Here is a 13,463-nt window from a genome sequence, read left to right as displayed (position 1 = left end):
GGCTGACGAGCGAACGCGGTTTCCCCTCATGCAACGCATCGCATGTCCCGAACGCGACGATTGGCGGACGACTGCCGAGAACGCCGGCTTCACCTTCCACACCATCGACGGCGAACGGTACTGGGACGAGCGCGCCTATTACGCCTTCACGCTGGACGAGATCGAGCGCGCGATCGAGGCGCCGACCGGCGAGATCGACGCGATGTGTCTCGAGCTCGCCGGACGCGCGGTCAGGGATGAACGCTATCTGCGCCGGCTGAAGATACCGGAGGCGTACTGGGATCTGATCGCGGCAAGCTGGCGCCGCAGGAATCCGAGCCTGTACGGCCGGCTCGATCTCACCTTCGACGGCCGCGGCCCGGCCAGGCTGCTCGAATACAATGCCGATACGCCGACCTCGATCTTCGAGGCCGCGGTGTTTCAATGGACCTGGCTCGAACAGGCGATCCAACGCAACATCATCCCGAAGCGCGCCGACCAGTTCAACTCGATCCACGACCGGCTGATCGAGGCCTGGAAGAGGATCGGCGCGACCCACCCGCTGCATCTCACCGGACTGACCGGAAATCCCGAGGACGCCGGCACGCTCGCCTATCTCGAGGACACCGCGGCGCAGGCCGGGCTGAAGACCACGCTGCTCGACATCGAGGAGATCGGACTGCGCGACGACGGTCAGTTCGTCGACCTCGACGAACGCCCGATCGCGCTCGCGTTCAAGCTCTATCCGTGGGAGTGGATGTTCCACGACGCTTTCGGCAAGAACCTCTCGACGGCGCCGACGCAATGGATCGAGCCGCCGTGGAAGGCGATCCTCTCCAACAAGGGCATCCTGCCGCTGCTCTGGGAGATGTTCCCGAACCACCCCAATCTGCTGCCGGCCTATTTCGAGGACGACCCGCAGGCCGCCCAGCTCGGCACCTCGTTCGTGCGCAAGCCGATCTATTCACGCGAGGGCGCCAATGTCGAGCTGGTCAGCGCCGGCGTCACGCTGGTCGCCGAGCAAGGCCCCTACGGCGCCGAAGGTTTCATCCGCCAGGCGCTGGCGCCGCTGCCGAATTTTTCCGGGCAGTATCCGGTGCTCGGCAGCTGGCTGGTGGACGGCACGCCCTGCGGACTCTCGATTCGGGAAGACGAGAATCCGATCACCGGCAACACCTCGCGCTTCCTGCCGCACGCGATTTTGTAGTTCATGAACGTTGAAAGAACGCGGCTCTGTCGCCGTCATCCTGAGGTGCGAGCGCTTGCGAGCCTCGAAGGATGCACGGCCCCGCTGGTGGCCGTCGACCCTTTGAGACGCCGCTTCGCGGCTCCTCAGGGTGACGGGGTTAAAGCGAGATGTCTCGTCTCACCGCGCAGCGGACGCAACCGCCTTCAGCACATGCAGCGCGGCGCCGGCGCGCGCGACTGGCGCGGTGTTTGGCTGATAGAGCCCGCGCCGGTCGGGATATGGCCTGAACAGGTTGGTGATGCCGACCACGGATTCCGCCGCGCCAAGCGCCAGCACGCCGTCGGGCTCGAGCATCCGGGACACCTTGCCGAAGATACCGGCCTTGGTCTGCTGATCGAAATAGATCAGCACGTTGCGGCAGAAGATCACGTCGAAGGTGCCGAGATGCGACAGGTCCTGCAACAGATTGAGCTGGCGGTGCTGCACCATGCCGCGGATATCGGCGTTGAGCTGCCAGAGCTCGCCCTTCTGCACGAAATACTTGACCAGCAGCTGGATCGGCAGGCCGCGCTGCACCTCGAACTGGCTGAACAAGCCGGCCTTCGCCTTTTCGAGCACCGCCTGCGACAGGTCGGTGGCGATGATCTCGATCCGCCAGCCGGCAAACAGCGCAGTCATCTCCTTCAGCAGCATCGCGATCGAATACGGCTCCTGCCCGGTCGACGACGCCGCGCACCAGATGCGCAAGCTGCGGCGCGCCGCGCGCGCCTGCGCGAGCGCGGGCAGCACCGCTTCCTTCAGATGGTCGAATGGGATCTTGTCGCGAAAGAAGAAGGTCTCGTTGGTGGTCATCGCTTCGACCACCTCGGATGTCAGCAGCTCCGCGCCACCCTTCATCCGCTGCACCAGCTCGGGAATCCCGGCGAGGTTCGACCGGCGCGCCAAGGGCAACAGGCGGCTCTCGACGAGATATTGCTTGTCGGCGGAGAGATCGAGGCCGGAACGCTCTTTCAGCAGCTTACGCAGATACTCGTAGTCCAGCGGCGTCACGAACGGTCTCCCGCAAATACCCGAACAAGCTTCGGTGCGATCTGATTGAGCGGCAGCACCGCGGCGCAGATGCCGGCATTGACCGCAGCACCGGGCATGCCCCACACCACGCTGGTCGCTTCGTCCTGCGCGATCACGCTGCCGCCGGCGGCGACGATGTCCTTGCCGCCGCGCATGCCGTCGGAGCCCATGCCGGTCAGGATCACCGACATGATGCTGCCCTGCCAGACATCGATCGCGGAGGTGAACATCGGATCCACCGCGGGCTTGCAGAAATTGACCGGCGGCCCGTCATCGAGCGCGATCGTGGCATCGACGCCGTGGCGGGCGACGCGCATGTGGCGCCCGCCGGGTGCCAGATAGATCTGGCCCGGCTTGATGCTCTCGCCGTCGATCCCCTCATGCGCCGGCCGCTTGCTGGTGCGCGCCAGATGCTCGGCGAGAATGGTGGTGAAGGTCGGCGGCATGTGCTGGGTGATCAGCACCGGGAAGCGATCGATCACCGGGCCGATCTCGGCGACCAGCGTCATCAGCGCCTGCGGGCCGCCGGTCGACGAGCCGATCAGCAGCACCTTGGGCGGCAGCAGGCCGAACGAACGGCGCGTGGCCTGGGCCGGCGCTGTGTGCGCAGCAGCGGGCGCCAGCGGACGCGGCCTGTCATGACCGGGCGCAAGCGGCGGGCTTGCCATCGAGTGCAGCGGGTTGCGCCGCGCCTTGGCGCCGAGATGACGGATCTTCTGGATCAGGTCGTGGCGGAAGGTTTCCGCGGCGGTGGCCTCGCGCGTGCTTTCCGGTTTCGGAATGTAGTCGGACGCACCGAGCGAGAGAGCCTTCAGGCTGATCTCCGCGTTGCGGCGGGTCAGCGTGGAGGCCATGATGACGACGAGATCGCGCTTCTTCGCCAGCAGCTGCGGCAGCGCCGAGATGCCGTCGAGGTCGGGCATCTCGATATCGAGCACCGCGACATCGGGGTTGATGCGTTCGAGCTGGTTGACGGCGTCGAGGCCGGTGCGCAGCGAGGCGACGACTTCCATGTCGGGCTCGGCGCCGATCCAGCGCGAGATCATCCCGCGGATCACCACGGAATCGTCGACCACCATCACCCGCACCTTGTCGGAACGGGTCGATGTCGGGACCGCAGTACTTGTCAACGCAACACTCATGACTTCACCAGCGACGCAACACGACGCACAACAACCGTTGAGCCGAAGGCTTCTGCCGCCGGATCGAACGAAGAATCTAAGTCAGCATGATCTTCTCGGAAAACCGGTTCCCACTTTTCCGGATCATGCTCTAAATGAGTCCGACTTCCTGGAACTTCGCGGTGACGATGTCCCGGTCGAACGGCTTCATGATGTATTCGTTGGCACCGGCATGCAGCGCGCGTGCGATATGCGCGACGTCATTCTCGGTGGTGCAGAACACGACCTTGGGCTGATCGCCGCCGGGCATGCGGCGGAGATTGCCGAGAAACTCGTAGCCGTCCATGACCGGCATGTTCCAGTCGAGCAGCACCGCTTCCGGCATCGCGCGCTTGCAGGCCTCGAGCGCCTTGGCGCCGTCCTCGGCCTCGACGATCTGGAAATCGAGCCCTTCCAGGATGCGACGGGCGACCTTGCGAATGACGCTTGAGTCATCGACAACAAGACAGGTTCTCATCTGCGACCTCTACTTCCTCATCCCCGGTGGGATGTTTCAGTTCTTCAGTTCGGGCGGCCCTGTTCACGCCGCTTTGGCGTCGGGCACCAGTTCGAGCACGCGATCGATATCGAGGACGACCATGAGCTGGCCGTCGAGGCGGTGGACGCCGCCGGCGAGCTTGGCCATGCGGGGATCGAGGTTGACCGGATTGTCCTCGCGGCTGTTTTCGGAGAGCCGCAGCACTTCGCCGATCTGGTCGATCAACAGGCCGTAGGATTCGCCGCGCTGGTCGACGCCGACCGCCATCGGAGGCTTACCGTCGTCGGCCTTCGGCAGCCCGAGCCGGGCGCGCATGTCGACCACGGTGACGATACGTCCGCGCAGATTGAGCACGCCGGCGATCTCGCTGGAGGCCAGCGGCACCCGCGTCAGCCGCTCCGGCATGAACACGTCCTGCACCCGCGAGATCGGCAGGCCGAACAGCTGCCCGCCGATCACGGCGGTGACGTATTCGGCCATCGCGCCTTCGCTTGTCTCGGTCTTGCTGGTCATCGATCCCTGTCCTTATCCCGTGTCAGGCCGCGCGGCGCAGTTCGGCGGTCTGCTCTTTCAGCGCCGCGATCAGCCCGGGACGATCAAACTTGGCGACATAGTCGTGGAAGCCAGCCTGCCGGCCGCGCTCGATCGCCGCCGGCGACACCATCGCCGACAGCGCGATGATCGGCAGCTGGTTCAGATTGTGGTCGCTTCGGATGTTCTCGGCGAACTCAAAGCCGTTCATCTCGGGCATCTCGATGTCGGTCAGCACGACGTCGAAGCTCTGTCCCGAACGCAGCGCGGCGAGCCCTTCCTGCGCGCCGCCCGCGGTCCTGACCTTGTAGCCGGCGGCCTTCAAGACCGGCGCCAGCATGTTGCGGAAGAAGGCACTGTCATCGACCAGCAGCACCGACTGCGCCGAGGCCGACGGCCGCATCTCCTTGCGCGAGAACCAGTCGGCGAACGCCATCGGCAGGAAGTGGCCGACGTCGATCACCTCGGTGGCCTGGCCCTTGATCACGGCCGAGCCCAAAATGCCGTCCTGCGAACCCGCGACCTCGATGTTGAGCCGCTCCTCGACGATGTCGATGATCTCGTCGACCACGAGCCCCATCGAGCGGCCGTCGTCGGCGAACACCAGGATCGGCTGCGAGCCCTGCGACTGCACCTCGACCCCGGCCATCTGCACCAGCGGCATCAGCTGCTCGCGGTACTGCACCATGTAGCGGCCGTTCGAGAGCTCGATCTTATCGATTGCGATCTCCTCCAGCCGGGTGACGAGGCCGAGCGGCACCGCCTTGGGCTGCGAGGAGCCGGCGCGGAACACCAAGAGCGAGGTCAGCTGCTCGCCGCTTGCGGCGTGGGCGTTCGCATTGTCGTCGGCGAGGTCATGGGCCGAGGAGCCGGACGCGCCGAGGGCTTTTGCAATCCCGTTGGGGTCGATGATCATGATGACGGCGCCATCGCCCAAAATGGTGTTGCCGGAGAACATGTCGATGTGCCGCAGTTTTGTGGACATCGGCTTGACCACGATCTCCTCGGTGTGGAACACGCCGTCAACCACGATGCCGAAGGTCTGGCTGCCCACCTGAGTGACCACGATGAAGCCATTCTCGGCATCGGTGGTCGTCGCGCCGTCGTCGATCTTCAAGAGCTTCTTGAGGTGGATCAGCGGCAGCAGCTTGTTGCGCAGGCGCAAGACTGCGGTGTCCTTGATGCGCTCGATGCGGTGCTCGGAGTTGGCGCGGGCCCGCACCAGCTCGACCACGGACAATTGGGGAATCGCAAAACGGTCGCCGCCGGCTTCCACGATCAGGGCGGAGACGATCGCCAAGGTCAGCGGGATCTTGATGGTGACCGAGGCGCCCTCGCCGGCCACGCTCTTGATGTCGATGGTGCCGCCGATCTGGTCGATATTGGTGCGCACCACGTCCATGCCGACGCCGCGGCCGGACACCGAGGTGACTTGGGCCGCGGTCGAGAAGCCCGGCGCGAAGATGAATTTGTGGATCTGGGCTTCGGTCATCTTCTCCAGTTCGGCCTCGGTGACGAGACCGTTCTGGAGCGCCTTGGCCTTGATCCGCTCGGTGTTGAGCCCGCGGCCATTGTCGGCGATGCAGATGATGATGTGGCCGCCCTCGTGATAGGCGGACAGACGAATGGTGCCCTGTTCCGGCTTGCCGGCGGCGACCCGCTCGGCGGTGGTCTCGAGCCCGTGATCGGCGGAGTTGCGCACCATATGCGTCAGCGGATCCTTGATCAGGTCGAGCACCTGGCGGTCGAGCTCGGTGTCGGCACCGTGCATCTCGAGCTCGATCTGCTTGCCGAGCTCGCCGGAGAGATCGCGGACGATGCGCGGCAGCTTCTGCCAGGCATTGCCGATCGGCTGCATGCGCGTCTTCATGACGCCTTCCTGCAGCTCGGCGGTGACGTTGGAGAGCCGCTGCAAGGGCACCTTGAACTCGGTGTCCTCGTTGCGGCGGGAGATCTCCAGCAGCTGGTTGCGGGTCAGCACCAGCTCGGAGACCATGGTCATGAGGTGTTCGAGGGTGTCGACATTGACCCGGATCGACTGGTTGGCGATCTTGTCGCCTTCCTGGACGTCCTCAGCGGCCGCCTTGCGGGCCGGCTTCTTCACAGCCTCGGCCGGCTCGGCGGCGGGAGCCGCAGCGGCAGGCTTCGCGGCCGGCGCCGGTGCGGCGACTTCGGTCTCGGTCTCGCGGAAGGCGCGCTCGAGCTCGTCGAGCGAGACCTCGCCCGGACGCAGCGGACGCTCCAGCGTCTGCACCACCAGTGTGCCTTCGGTCATGTTAGCCTGCACGGACGGAGCTTCGACGACAGGCACGTCCTCTTCAGCGGCAACCGGCATCGACTGCGTCGAATCGGACATCGCCGCCATGCCGTGCTCGACCATCGCTTCCAGCTGATCGATCAGGTCACGGTCGTTGCCCTCGGGCTCGGCCTCGGTTGCCTCGAGCCCTGCAAGGATCTCCTTGATGCGGTCGATCGAGGACAGGATCAGCGTCACGGCTTCCGCCTTCACCGGCATGCCGTCGCGGAATTTGCCCATCAAGGTCTCGCCGGCATGCGCCAGCGCCTCGAGCCGCGGCAGCCCGAGGAAGCCGCAGGTGCCCTTGATGGTGTGCACCAGCCGGAAGATGTTATCCAGGATCTTCGCGTTGTTCGGATCCTGCTCGAACTGCACCAGCTGGTTGTCGACCGTATCCAGGCTCTCGCTGCTCTCCGTCAGGAACTCGCGCAACAGATCGTCCATGAAACCAACCTTCGAAAAACGCCGAAAACGCAGCGGCGCGCAACATCGACGCGCCTGACGGAACTCAAGTCAGCTTCTCCGCAAAGCGTTTAAGTTTGGTTGAGCAAATGGAAAGGAACGGGATCAACAAAGAGATAAGGCCGCGCGATCGAATCGCGCGGTCGGTCGTAACCTTTGATTAATGATATCGGCGCGGCCGCGGTCAGGACGCGGCAATGATGACCTTGTCGCCGTCGAGCGCGAGCGTCACTTTCAGCCCGCAGGCTTCCGCCAGCAGGCGGGTGTAGTGCGGTTGCACCGCATGCGCATCGACCGTGTTCGACGAGGTCGCATTCAGGAGATCGACGATGTTCTGCGGCACGCGCGCATTGAGGCCCGCAGCCGTGATGCGGAAGCTCATGGTCTCACCCTCGCCGACCGGGTCGATGGTGAGCGTGCCGCCGCGCGGAATGGTCTGCTGCGCGATGACCAGCATGTTCAAGAGCAGCTTGACCCGGTTCTTGGGCAACAGCAGCCGCGGCAAATTCCAGGTCAGCGTCACCTTGCCGTCCTCGATATGCCCCTTCGCCATGTTCTGGGCATCGCCGAGGTCGATCTGCGCGCCGGAGGAACCGGCCGCACCGAACGCCAACCGGCAGAACTGCAGCCGCGCCGAAGCGGTCTTGGCGCTCTTGCGAATCAAATCGAGCGCGAAGTCGCGGTCTTCGGGCTTGGGATTGTCGTCAAGGACCTCAAGCCCATTGACGATCGCGCCGACCGGACTGATGAGATCGTGACAGACCCGCGAGCACAAGAGCGCCGCGAGTTCGAGCGCGTCGGGAGCGGGACCGGGAGACGAAGTGCCAGACATCAATTGTTTCCTGGAAAGCCGCACGCCGACCGAGGAGTGCGAATCACGCATGCCTGTGGGCTTGATACACCGCGCAGACGGATGCTGCCAGCTTGCGGCAAGGCTGATAAAGCATGATCCGGAAAAGTGGAAACCGGTTTTCCGAAAAGATCATGCTCAAACAAGGAGATGAGATCATGATGCGATGCTCCGTCATCGCATCATGATCTCAGGGAACACAAACAGGATATGCGACCCGCTGACATGAGACCCGCACATGAATAAGGCAAAGCCGTCCCTGATCGGCTGCGAGGCCGCCGCGACGCTGCTCGAATCACTGACCGAACTGGTGATCCGCGCCGGCGACGCGATTCTTGCGGTCAATCGTTCGACGATGAATGTTGCCGGCAAGGACGATGGGTCGCCGGTCACCGAGGCCGATCTCGCCGCCGACCACATCATCGTCGAAGGGCTGACGCGGCTCGCGCCGCAGGTGTCGCTGCTGTCCGAGGAGCGCGTCCATCTGGCGACGCCGCCCTATAAAGACAGTTTCTTCCTGATCGATCCGCTCGACGGCACCAAGGAGTTCGTTGCCGGCCGCAATGAATTCACCGTCAATGTGGCGCTGGTCACGCAAGGCGTGCCGCTGCTCGGCATCGTCGGCGCACCGGCGCTCGGGCTGATCTGGCGCGGCATCGTCGGCAAGGGCGCGGAGCGGTTGACGCTGCAGGGCGGCGCGGTTTCGCAGGCGGTGCCGATCAAGACCCGTCCCTGCCCGCCGCGCGGCGCGCCATGGACGGTGGCAGTGAGCCGCTCGCATGGCGATGCGCGCACCGAAGCCTTCATCGACGCGCGCGGCAACGCGGTCCGCGCCGTGCTGGGCTCGGCGGTCAAATTCGGCCGTGTCGCCGAGGGCGAAGTCGATATCTATCCCCGCCTGTCGCCGACATCGGAGTGGGATGTTGCGGCAGGTCACGCGGTCGTCGTAGCGGCCGGCGGCAAGGTCACCGATTCGAACGGCAGCCCGTTGCATTTCGGGCTCGGCCGCGAAGACTTCCTGGTGCCGGAATTCATTGCCTCGGGCGATCCGGCCGCGGCGCCGTGATCACTGCGCGAGATTGTCTTCCAGCTCCGGCCAACGCGCCGCGGCTTCCTTCAAAAAGCGCGCGGGATCGGCGGCGAACACGTCACGGCTGCGTTCCCGGTTGAACAGGTAAAGCCTGTTCCCGACGACGGCCCAGAATCGCGGATTGCCCGCGCAGGTGACGCCCCGCACCAGATCGGTCGGATCGTAACCGCCGAATTGCGGGCCATAGATTTCGGGATGCGCCACGAACGAAGCGCGGTTGCCCTCGTTGCGGAAACGCCAGACCACGCCGTTCTCCGCCGCCTCGAATTCCGGCCGCCCCCGGGTGGCGGCGGCGTCGGTGAAATAGGCGACGGGATCGAATCCCTCGATCGCCAATCCGGAGTAGCGGTTCGTCACCACGCGCTCGGTTGTGGTGGCCTGAACAGGCAAGGACGGCCAGATGGCCGCCAAAATGCCCGCCAACAGGCCGAAAAACGCCATCCCCCGGCACGATCCATATCTTTCCTGCCGTTGTGCCGTCATAGTTGATACCGATAACATCCGAGTCGAGGGGACACCGGGCGCAACCTAGAGCCGTGCCTGTTGGCATCAGGTTAAAGGGCAGCGCCCGGATTTCGATAGCAGGGGTTCTTAATGACTTTCGCATCACGCCTTGCCGCGGTCGCGTTTGCCGCGCTGATGTGCTGGAGCGCAGGGGCGTCCGCGCAGCAGGGCCCGCCACCGCAATATCCGCCGCCACAGCGTGAGCCGACCCCGTATACTTACGGGCCCGACGAATTGGTCAATGCCGGACACAAGTTCTTCGGCAATGTCTCGCGCGGACTCGCCTCGGTCATCGAGCGCGCCGTCAGCCAGTGGGGCCTGCCCAATGGTTATGTGCTCGGCGAGGAAGGCTCCGGCGCCTTCGTGGCCGGGCTGCGCTATGGCGAAGGCACGCTCTACACCAAGAACGCCGGCGACCTCAGGGTCTACTGGCAGGGTCCCTCGGTCGGCTTCGACTGGGGCGGCGACGGCGCGAGGACCATGACGCTGGTCTACAACCTGCCTTCGACCCAGGCGATCTATCAGCGCTTCGTCGGCATCGACGGCTCGGCCTATATCGTCGGCGGCTTCGGCATGACGGCGCTGACCGCCAACAACATCGTGCTGGTCCCGATTCGCTCGGGCATCGGCTTGCGGCTCGGCGCCAGCGTCGGCTATCTCAAATTCACCCCGCGCGCGACCTGGAACCCGTTCTAGAGCGTTTCCAGCCAAGCGGACGCCGGTTCGCATCAAGAAAACGCGTCAGGACAGAATCCAGAGCCTCGTTCCGATTCAATCGGAACGAAGCACGAGGTCGCAGCCCTGATCGGGCGATGAGGCCGGCGCTCCGGCACGGTTAGCAATTCAGGTTAACGCGGCAATCGGGCTGGCCTTTGGCCGGCCCGCCGTGGCATTGTGATTAACAAATTCCTTCTTTTCTTGGAGTGACCCTTCATGATCGAGCCGATCATGTACGCGGCGATCGGTTTCCTGATCTCGATGCTGTGCGGCCTGATGATCGTTCCGCTGGTGCACAACCGGGCGGTGCGGCTGACCACGCGCCGCATGGAGGCGGCCACCCCGCTGTCGATGGCCGAGATCCAGGCCGACAAGGACCAGCTCCGCGCCGAATTCGCCATGTCGGCTCGCCGGCTCGAGATGAGCGTCGACCAGCTCAAGAGCAAGACCACGAGCCAGCTCGCCGAACTCGGCAAGAAGACCGATGCGATCAACCGCATGAAGATCGAGCTCGGCGAGAAGAACGCCGCGATCTTCGCGCTGGAAGCGCGCGAAAAGGCGATGAAGGATCAGCTTCGCGCCACCGAGGAAGAGTTCTCGGCCAAGACCGAGCTGTTGCGCAACGCCGAGCAGGCGCTGACCGACAAGCAGGGCGAGCTCGGCAAGATCAACGCCGAGCTCAACGACCGCGCGATGACCGCCGACAGCCGCCAGATCGAACTGGTCGCGGTGCGGACCCAGGTCGAGGAGCTGAAGAACCGGGTCGGCGATGCCGCCAGGGAATTCGCGGCAACCGAAGCCCGCCTCGCCCAGGAGCGCAGCCAGTCGGAAACCGCGACGCGCGACCTCACCGACGCGCGCGGCCGGGTCGAAAATCTGAGCCAGCGCGTCACCGATCTCGACCGCCAGCTCGTCGCCCAGGTCAAGGAAGCCGAGATGCTCGGCAACCGGGTCAACGACCTTGAGACGCGGCTTGCGACCCAGGGCAAGCTGCTTGCCGAGCGCGAATTCGAGAACGGCCAGTTGAAGCAGGCCAACGCCGCCGCCGAGCGGACCGTGCAGGAGCTGCGCGAGGAGATCGCGGCAGCGGGCGGCGGCAAATCCTCCGCGCTCGACAAGCTGCGGCAGGAGAAGGCTCAAGTCGAGGAGCAGCTGCGCACCGTCAGCGACGAGCGCGGCAAGCTGCAGCGCGACATCAACGCGATCCAGCAGCAGGCCGAGAGCTCCTGGGCGACCGAGCGTATGGAGAATGCGCTGTTGCGCGAGCGCATCAACGACATTGCCGCCGAGGTGGCCAAGCTCGCGATCCAACTCGAGGGCCCGAATTCGGCGATCGAGGCCATGCTGGCGGCGGAGCCGACGGTGCCGGCCAAGGCGGCTGCCAAGCCCGCCAACGGCGTCTCGCCGGGCAGCGGGTTACCCGAGGGCGGCGGCACGCTCGCCGAGCGCATCCGGGCGCTGCAGTCACACGCCTCCCGCGCCCGCCAGCAAGGCGCCTGATTCCCGCAGGGTTTGGCTTGACACCCCTACCCGGCACTTCGTAAATCGCACGCTCTGACGAAGCGCCTTAATCGACCGGCCGCCGACCAGCGGCCTTTGGCACGTCACATCCCGGACGCATAGCTCAGCGGGAGAGCGTTCCCTTCACACGGGAGAGGTCCAAGGTTCGATCCCTTGTGCGTCCACCATCCTGCCTCCTGAACTCTGCCAGGTGCGAACGATTGTCGACATTCTGCTGTCCTCCGGGACCGCCTCACAAAAATGTCGAAAACAACCCCATGCAAAGTAGCCGAGGCGAGCCGGATCAACGGGTTACGCCATTTCCGAATTTTGATTAACTCGTCGCGCAAAACACCGGCAGGCCAGCGGCGCCGATCTCGGCGATGCGGCCCGGCATTCCGGCTCACTGCCGGCGGCGCTGCGGTGCGGATGACGGCTTGGCGTTGCGCCGGCTGAGCTCGCCGAGCAGGTCGCGAACGGCGCCGTCGAGTTCGTCGGGTGGCGGGATGGCGTGATCGGCGTGCTGCGTGCCGGCCCGCCGATACCAGCCGGAGGCGGAGCTGTCGTCATTCGCGGCGCGAACCTGCGGCGCGCGAACGTGAGCGCGCGAGGCGGATCCCCGCCGCCGGCGCGAGATCAGCTCGCGTGCGCCGTACCCCGAGATGAAACCGATCCCGGCGACGAGAGCGACAATCAGAAGCTCAAGCATCGTGTTGCCCCCAATCACCGTGCCGCAATGCAATATGCGCGACAATGCGGCGGCGGCTTGACCGGGCCGGTTCCTTTTCACTGTATCGAGCACAACCCTGCCCCTCGGAATCGTACGGGGTTTTGTTTGCAGGCCTCCTCGGCTACCTTCCCGGAACTCGCGGGAGCCGGAGTCTGGATGCGCAAGGGCAACGACTACATTTTGAAGCTGCGGCCTTGGTCGTTGTCGACATTCGTCGTCGCCCTGCTTGCGGTGGTGCTGGCCACCGCGACCCAGGAGATGTTCTCGAGCTTCGGCATGCAGTTCTATTTCGCGGGCTTCGTGCCGGCGATCCTGATCGCCGGCCTGATGGGCGGCGCGCCCGCCGGCGCGTTTGCGACCATCATCACGGTACCGATCGTCTGGTGGGCGTTCATGCCGCCCTATTTCGAGTTCGGCTGGCCGACGGCCGGCGACTATGACAGCCTGGCGATGTTCCTGCTGTCGAGCGCGCTCTTGGTCTGTTTCTCGCAGCTCTATCGGGAAGCGCTGGCAATTCTGCGGAAATAGCGGACGACCCAGGCCGTGGCCCGGCCGCCGGCGATAGCGCACCGGTTGCCTTGTCGTGGATCGTTCGCTCTCAGATCCCGAACATCCAGATCGCGACGATGGTGGCCAGCGTTGCCACGCCGCTGATGGTCCAGCCCGCCGCGTAGAAGGTGTCCTCGGGGGCGGTGTCGAGCACCGTATTGGTGGTTTCCGTCATTGACCGCCAGCGCATGGCGTCTCTCCTCGGAACTCCTGCCCGGCCAGATAACGCGGCGCCCGGTTCCCGGTTCCGCGGCGGCCATACCGTTCACGCAGAGCTCACGGATTGCTGATCGGTGCCGCGGAACCCTGCGACATTCTGTCCCGTTGAGGCTCGCC

Annotated in this window: 14 protein-coding genes and 1 tRNA gene; 6 read left to right on the top strand and 9 right to left on the bottom strand. The window is 65.0% G+C overall.

Going from position 1 to position 13,463, the window contains the following annotated elements:
• Nucleotides 1-28 precede the first annotated feature (28 nt).
• Complete coding sequence (locus tag J2R80_RS16775) at nt 29-1,186, top strand: glutathionylspermidine synthase family protein (RefSeq protein ID WP_253638929.1); 1,158 nt, start codon at nt 29-31, stop codon at nt 1,184-1,186.
• Between the two features lie 159 nt (nt 1,187-1,345).
• On the opposite strand, the gene J2R80_RS16770 is transcribed toward J2R80_RS16775, so the two are convergent.
• From J2R80_RS16770 to chpT, 6 genes are all read right to left on the bottom strand, one after another.
• Entirely contained in the window at nt 1,346-2,218 is an 873-nt protein-coding gene (locus tag J2R80_RS16770; protein ID WP_253638928.1) for a protein-glutamate O-methyltransferase CheR, read from the bottom strand.
• Nucleotides 2,215-3,381: a chemotaxis response regulator protein-glutamate methylesterase gene (locus J2R80_RS16765; protein ID WP_057015193.1), complete on the bottom strand. Its 1,167-nt coding sequence runs from the start codon at nt 3,379-3,381 to the stop codon at nt 2,215-2,217. Before J2R80_RS16765 ends, J2R80_RS16770 begins: the two co-directional genes overlap by 4 nt.
• A gap of 130 nt (nt 3,382-3,511) precedes the next feature.
• The gene (locus tag J2R80_RS16760) at nt 3,512-3,877 is read right to left on the bottom strand and encodes a PleD family two-component system response regulator (protein WP_018273268.1); all 366 of its coding nucleotides are present in this window, start codon (nt 3,875-3,877) and stop codon (nt 3,512-3,514) included.
• 63 nt (nt 3,878-3,940) lie between these two features.
• Nucleotides 3,941-4,411, bottom strand: a complete 471-nt coding sequence (locus J2R80_RS16755; RefSeq protein ID WP_076824388.1) for a chemotaxis protein CheW — start codon at nt 4,409-4,411, stop codon at nt 3,941-3,943.
• A gap of 22 nt (nt 4,412-4,433) precedes the next feature.
• Nucleotides 4,434-7,169: a hybrid sensor histidine kinase/response regulator gene (locus tag J2R80_RS16750; RefSeq protein WP_253638927.1), complete on the bottom strand. Its 2,736-nt coding sequence runs from the start codon at nt 7,167-7,169 to the stop codon at nt 4,434-4,436.
• A 202-nt stretch (nt 7,170-7,371) separates the two neighbouring features.
• A complete protein-coding gene (chpT, locus tag J2R80_RS16745) occupies nt 7,372-8,019 on the bottom strand; it encodes a histidine phosphotransferase ChpT (protein WP_253638926.1) in 648 nt (215 codons plus the stop codon).
• 256 nt (nt 8,020-8,275) lie between these two features.
• Here chpT and cysQ point away from each other — a divergent pair, with 256 nt between their 5' ends.
• Entirely contained in the window at nt 8,276-9,103 is an 828-nt protein-coding gene (cysQ, locus tag J2R80_RS16740; protein ID WP_253638925.1) for a 3'(2'),5'-bisphosphate nucleotidase CysQ, read from the top strand.
• Here cysQ and J2R80_RS16735 read toward each other — a convergent pair whose 3' ends face one another.
• The gene (locus tag J2R80_RS16735) at nt 9,104-9,568 is read right to left on the bottom strand and encodes a YHS domain-containing (seleno)protein (RefSeq protein WP_253638924.1); all 465 of its coding nucleotides are present in this window, start codon (nt 9,566-9,568) and stop codon (nt 9,104-9,106) included.
• Nucleotides 9,569-9,721: 153 nt separating this feature from the next.
• Between J2R80_RS16735 and J2R80_RS16730 the strand changes: the two genes are divergently transcribed.
• The 3 genes from J2R80_RS16730 (at nt 9,722) to J2R80_RS16720 (ending at nt 12,036) form a co-directional block, all read left to right on the top strand.
• Nucleotides 9,722-10,327, top strand: a complete 606-nt coding sequence (locus tag J2R80_RS16730; protein WP_016843676.1) for a DUF1134 domain-containing protein — start codon at nt 9,722-9,724, stop codon at nt 10,325-10,327.
• Nucleotides 10,328-10,564: 237 nt separating this feature from the next.
• Complete coding sequence (locus J2R80_RS16725) at nt 10,565-11,848, top strand: hypothetical protein (protein WP_057019308.1); 1,284 nt, start codon at nt 10,565-10,567, stop codon at nt 11,846-11,848.
• A 113-nt stretch (nt 11,849-11,961) separates the two neighbouring features.
• Nucleotides 11,962-12,036, top strand: a tRNA-Val gene (locus J2R80_RS16720).
• Nucleotides 12,037-12,251: 215 nt separating this feature from the next.
• On the opposite strand, the gene J2R80_RS16715 is transcribed toward J2R80_RS16720, so the two are convergent.
• Nucleotides 12,252-12,557: a hypothetical protein gene (locus J2R80_RS16715; protein ID WP_057019307.1), complete on the bottom strand. Its 306-nt coding sequence runs from the start codon at nt 12,555-12,557 to the stop codon at nt 12,252-12,254.
• A 177-nt stretch (nt 12,558-12,734) separates the two neighbouring features.
• On the opposite strand from J2R80_RS16715, the gene J2R80_RS16710 reads away from it, so the two are divergent.
• Complete coding sequence (locus J2R80_RS16710) at nt 12,735-13,106, top strand: DUF4118 domain-containing protein (RefSeq protein WP_057019306.1); 372 nt, start codon at nt 12,735-12,737, stop codon at nt 13,104-13,106.
• 70 nt (nt 13,107-13,176) lie between these two features.
• Here the strand turns inward: J2R80_RS16710 and J2R80_RS16705 are convergent, their stop codons facing one another.
• Entirely contained in the window at nt 13,177-13,317 is a 141-nt protein-coding gene (locus J2R80_RS16705; protein ID WP_168858519.1) for a hypothetical protein, read from the bottom strand.
• Between the last annotated feature and the right edge of the window lie 146 nt (nt 13,318-13,463).

It is taken from the genome of Bradyrhizobium sp. USDA 4541 (assembly GCF_024171085.1).
GTDB lineage: Bacteria > Pseudomonadota > Alphaproteobacteria > Rhizobiales > Xanthobacteraceae > Bradyrhizobium > Bradyrhizobium australafricanum.
The sequence above is the reverse complement of the archived record's forward strand: the minus strand, read 5'-3'. Positions and strand labels throughout refer to the sequence as shown.

What these genes read in the sequence shown, in the direction of transcription:
- J2R80_RS16775 (WP_253638929.1), top strand. Translation starts at nt 29, where the DNA reads ATGCAACGCATCGCATGTCCCGAACGCGACGATTGGCGGACGACTGCC.
- J2R80_RS16765 (WP_057015193.1), bottom strand. Translation starts at nt 3,381, where the DNA reads ATGAGTGTTGCGTTGACAAGTACTGCGGTCCCGACATCGACCCGTTCC.
- J2R80_RS16760 (WP_018273268.1), bottom strand. Translation starts at nt 3,877, where the DNA reads ATGAGAACCTGTCTTGTTGTCGATGACTCAAGCGTCATTCGCAAGGTC.
- J2R80_RS16755 (WP_076824388.1), bottom strand. Translation starts at nt 4,411, where the DNA reads ATGACCAGCAAGACCGAGACAAGCGAAGGCGCGATGGCCGAATACGTC.
- J2R80_RS16750 (WP_253638927.1), bottom strand. Translation starts at nt 7,169, where the DNA reads ATGGACGATCTGTTGCGCGAGTTCCTGACGGAGAGCAGCGAGAGCCTG.
- chpT (WP_253638926.1), bottom strand. Translation starts at nt 8,019, where the DNA reads ATGTCTGGCACTTCGTCTCCCGGTCCCGCTCCCGACGCGCTCGAACTC.
- cysQ (WP_253638925.1), top strand. Translation starts at nt 8,276, where the DNA reads ATGAATAAGGCAAAGCCGTCCCTGATCGGCTGCGAGGCCGCCGCGACG.
- J2R80_RS16735 (WP_253638924.1), bottom strand. Translation starts at nt 9,568, where the DNA reads ATGGCGTTTTTCGGCCTGTTGGCGGGCATTTTGGCGGCCATCTGGCCG.
- J2R80_RS16730 (WP_016843676.1), top strand. Translation starts at nt 9,722, where the DNA reads ATGACTTTCGCATCACGCCTTGCCGCGGTCGCGTTTGCCGCGCTGATG.
- J2R80_RS16725 (WP_057019308.1), top strand. Translation starts at nt 10,565, where the DNA reads ATGATCGAGCCGATCATGTACGCGGCGATCGGTTTCCTGATCTCGATG.
- J2R80_RS16715 (WP_057019307.1), bottom strand. Translation starts at nt 12,557, where the DNA reads ATGCTTGAGCTTCTGATTGTCGCTCTCGTCGCCGGGATCGGTTTCATC.
- J2R80_RS16710 (WP_057019306.1), top strand. Translation starts at nt 12,735, where the DNA reads ATGCGCAAGGGCAACGACTACATTTTGAAGCTGCGGCCTTGGTCGTTG.
- J2R80_RS16705 (WP_168858519.1), bottom strand. Translation starts at nt 13,317, where the DNA reads ATGCGCTGGCGGTCAATGACGGAAACCACCAATACGGTGCTCGACACC.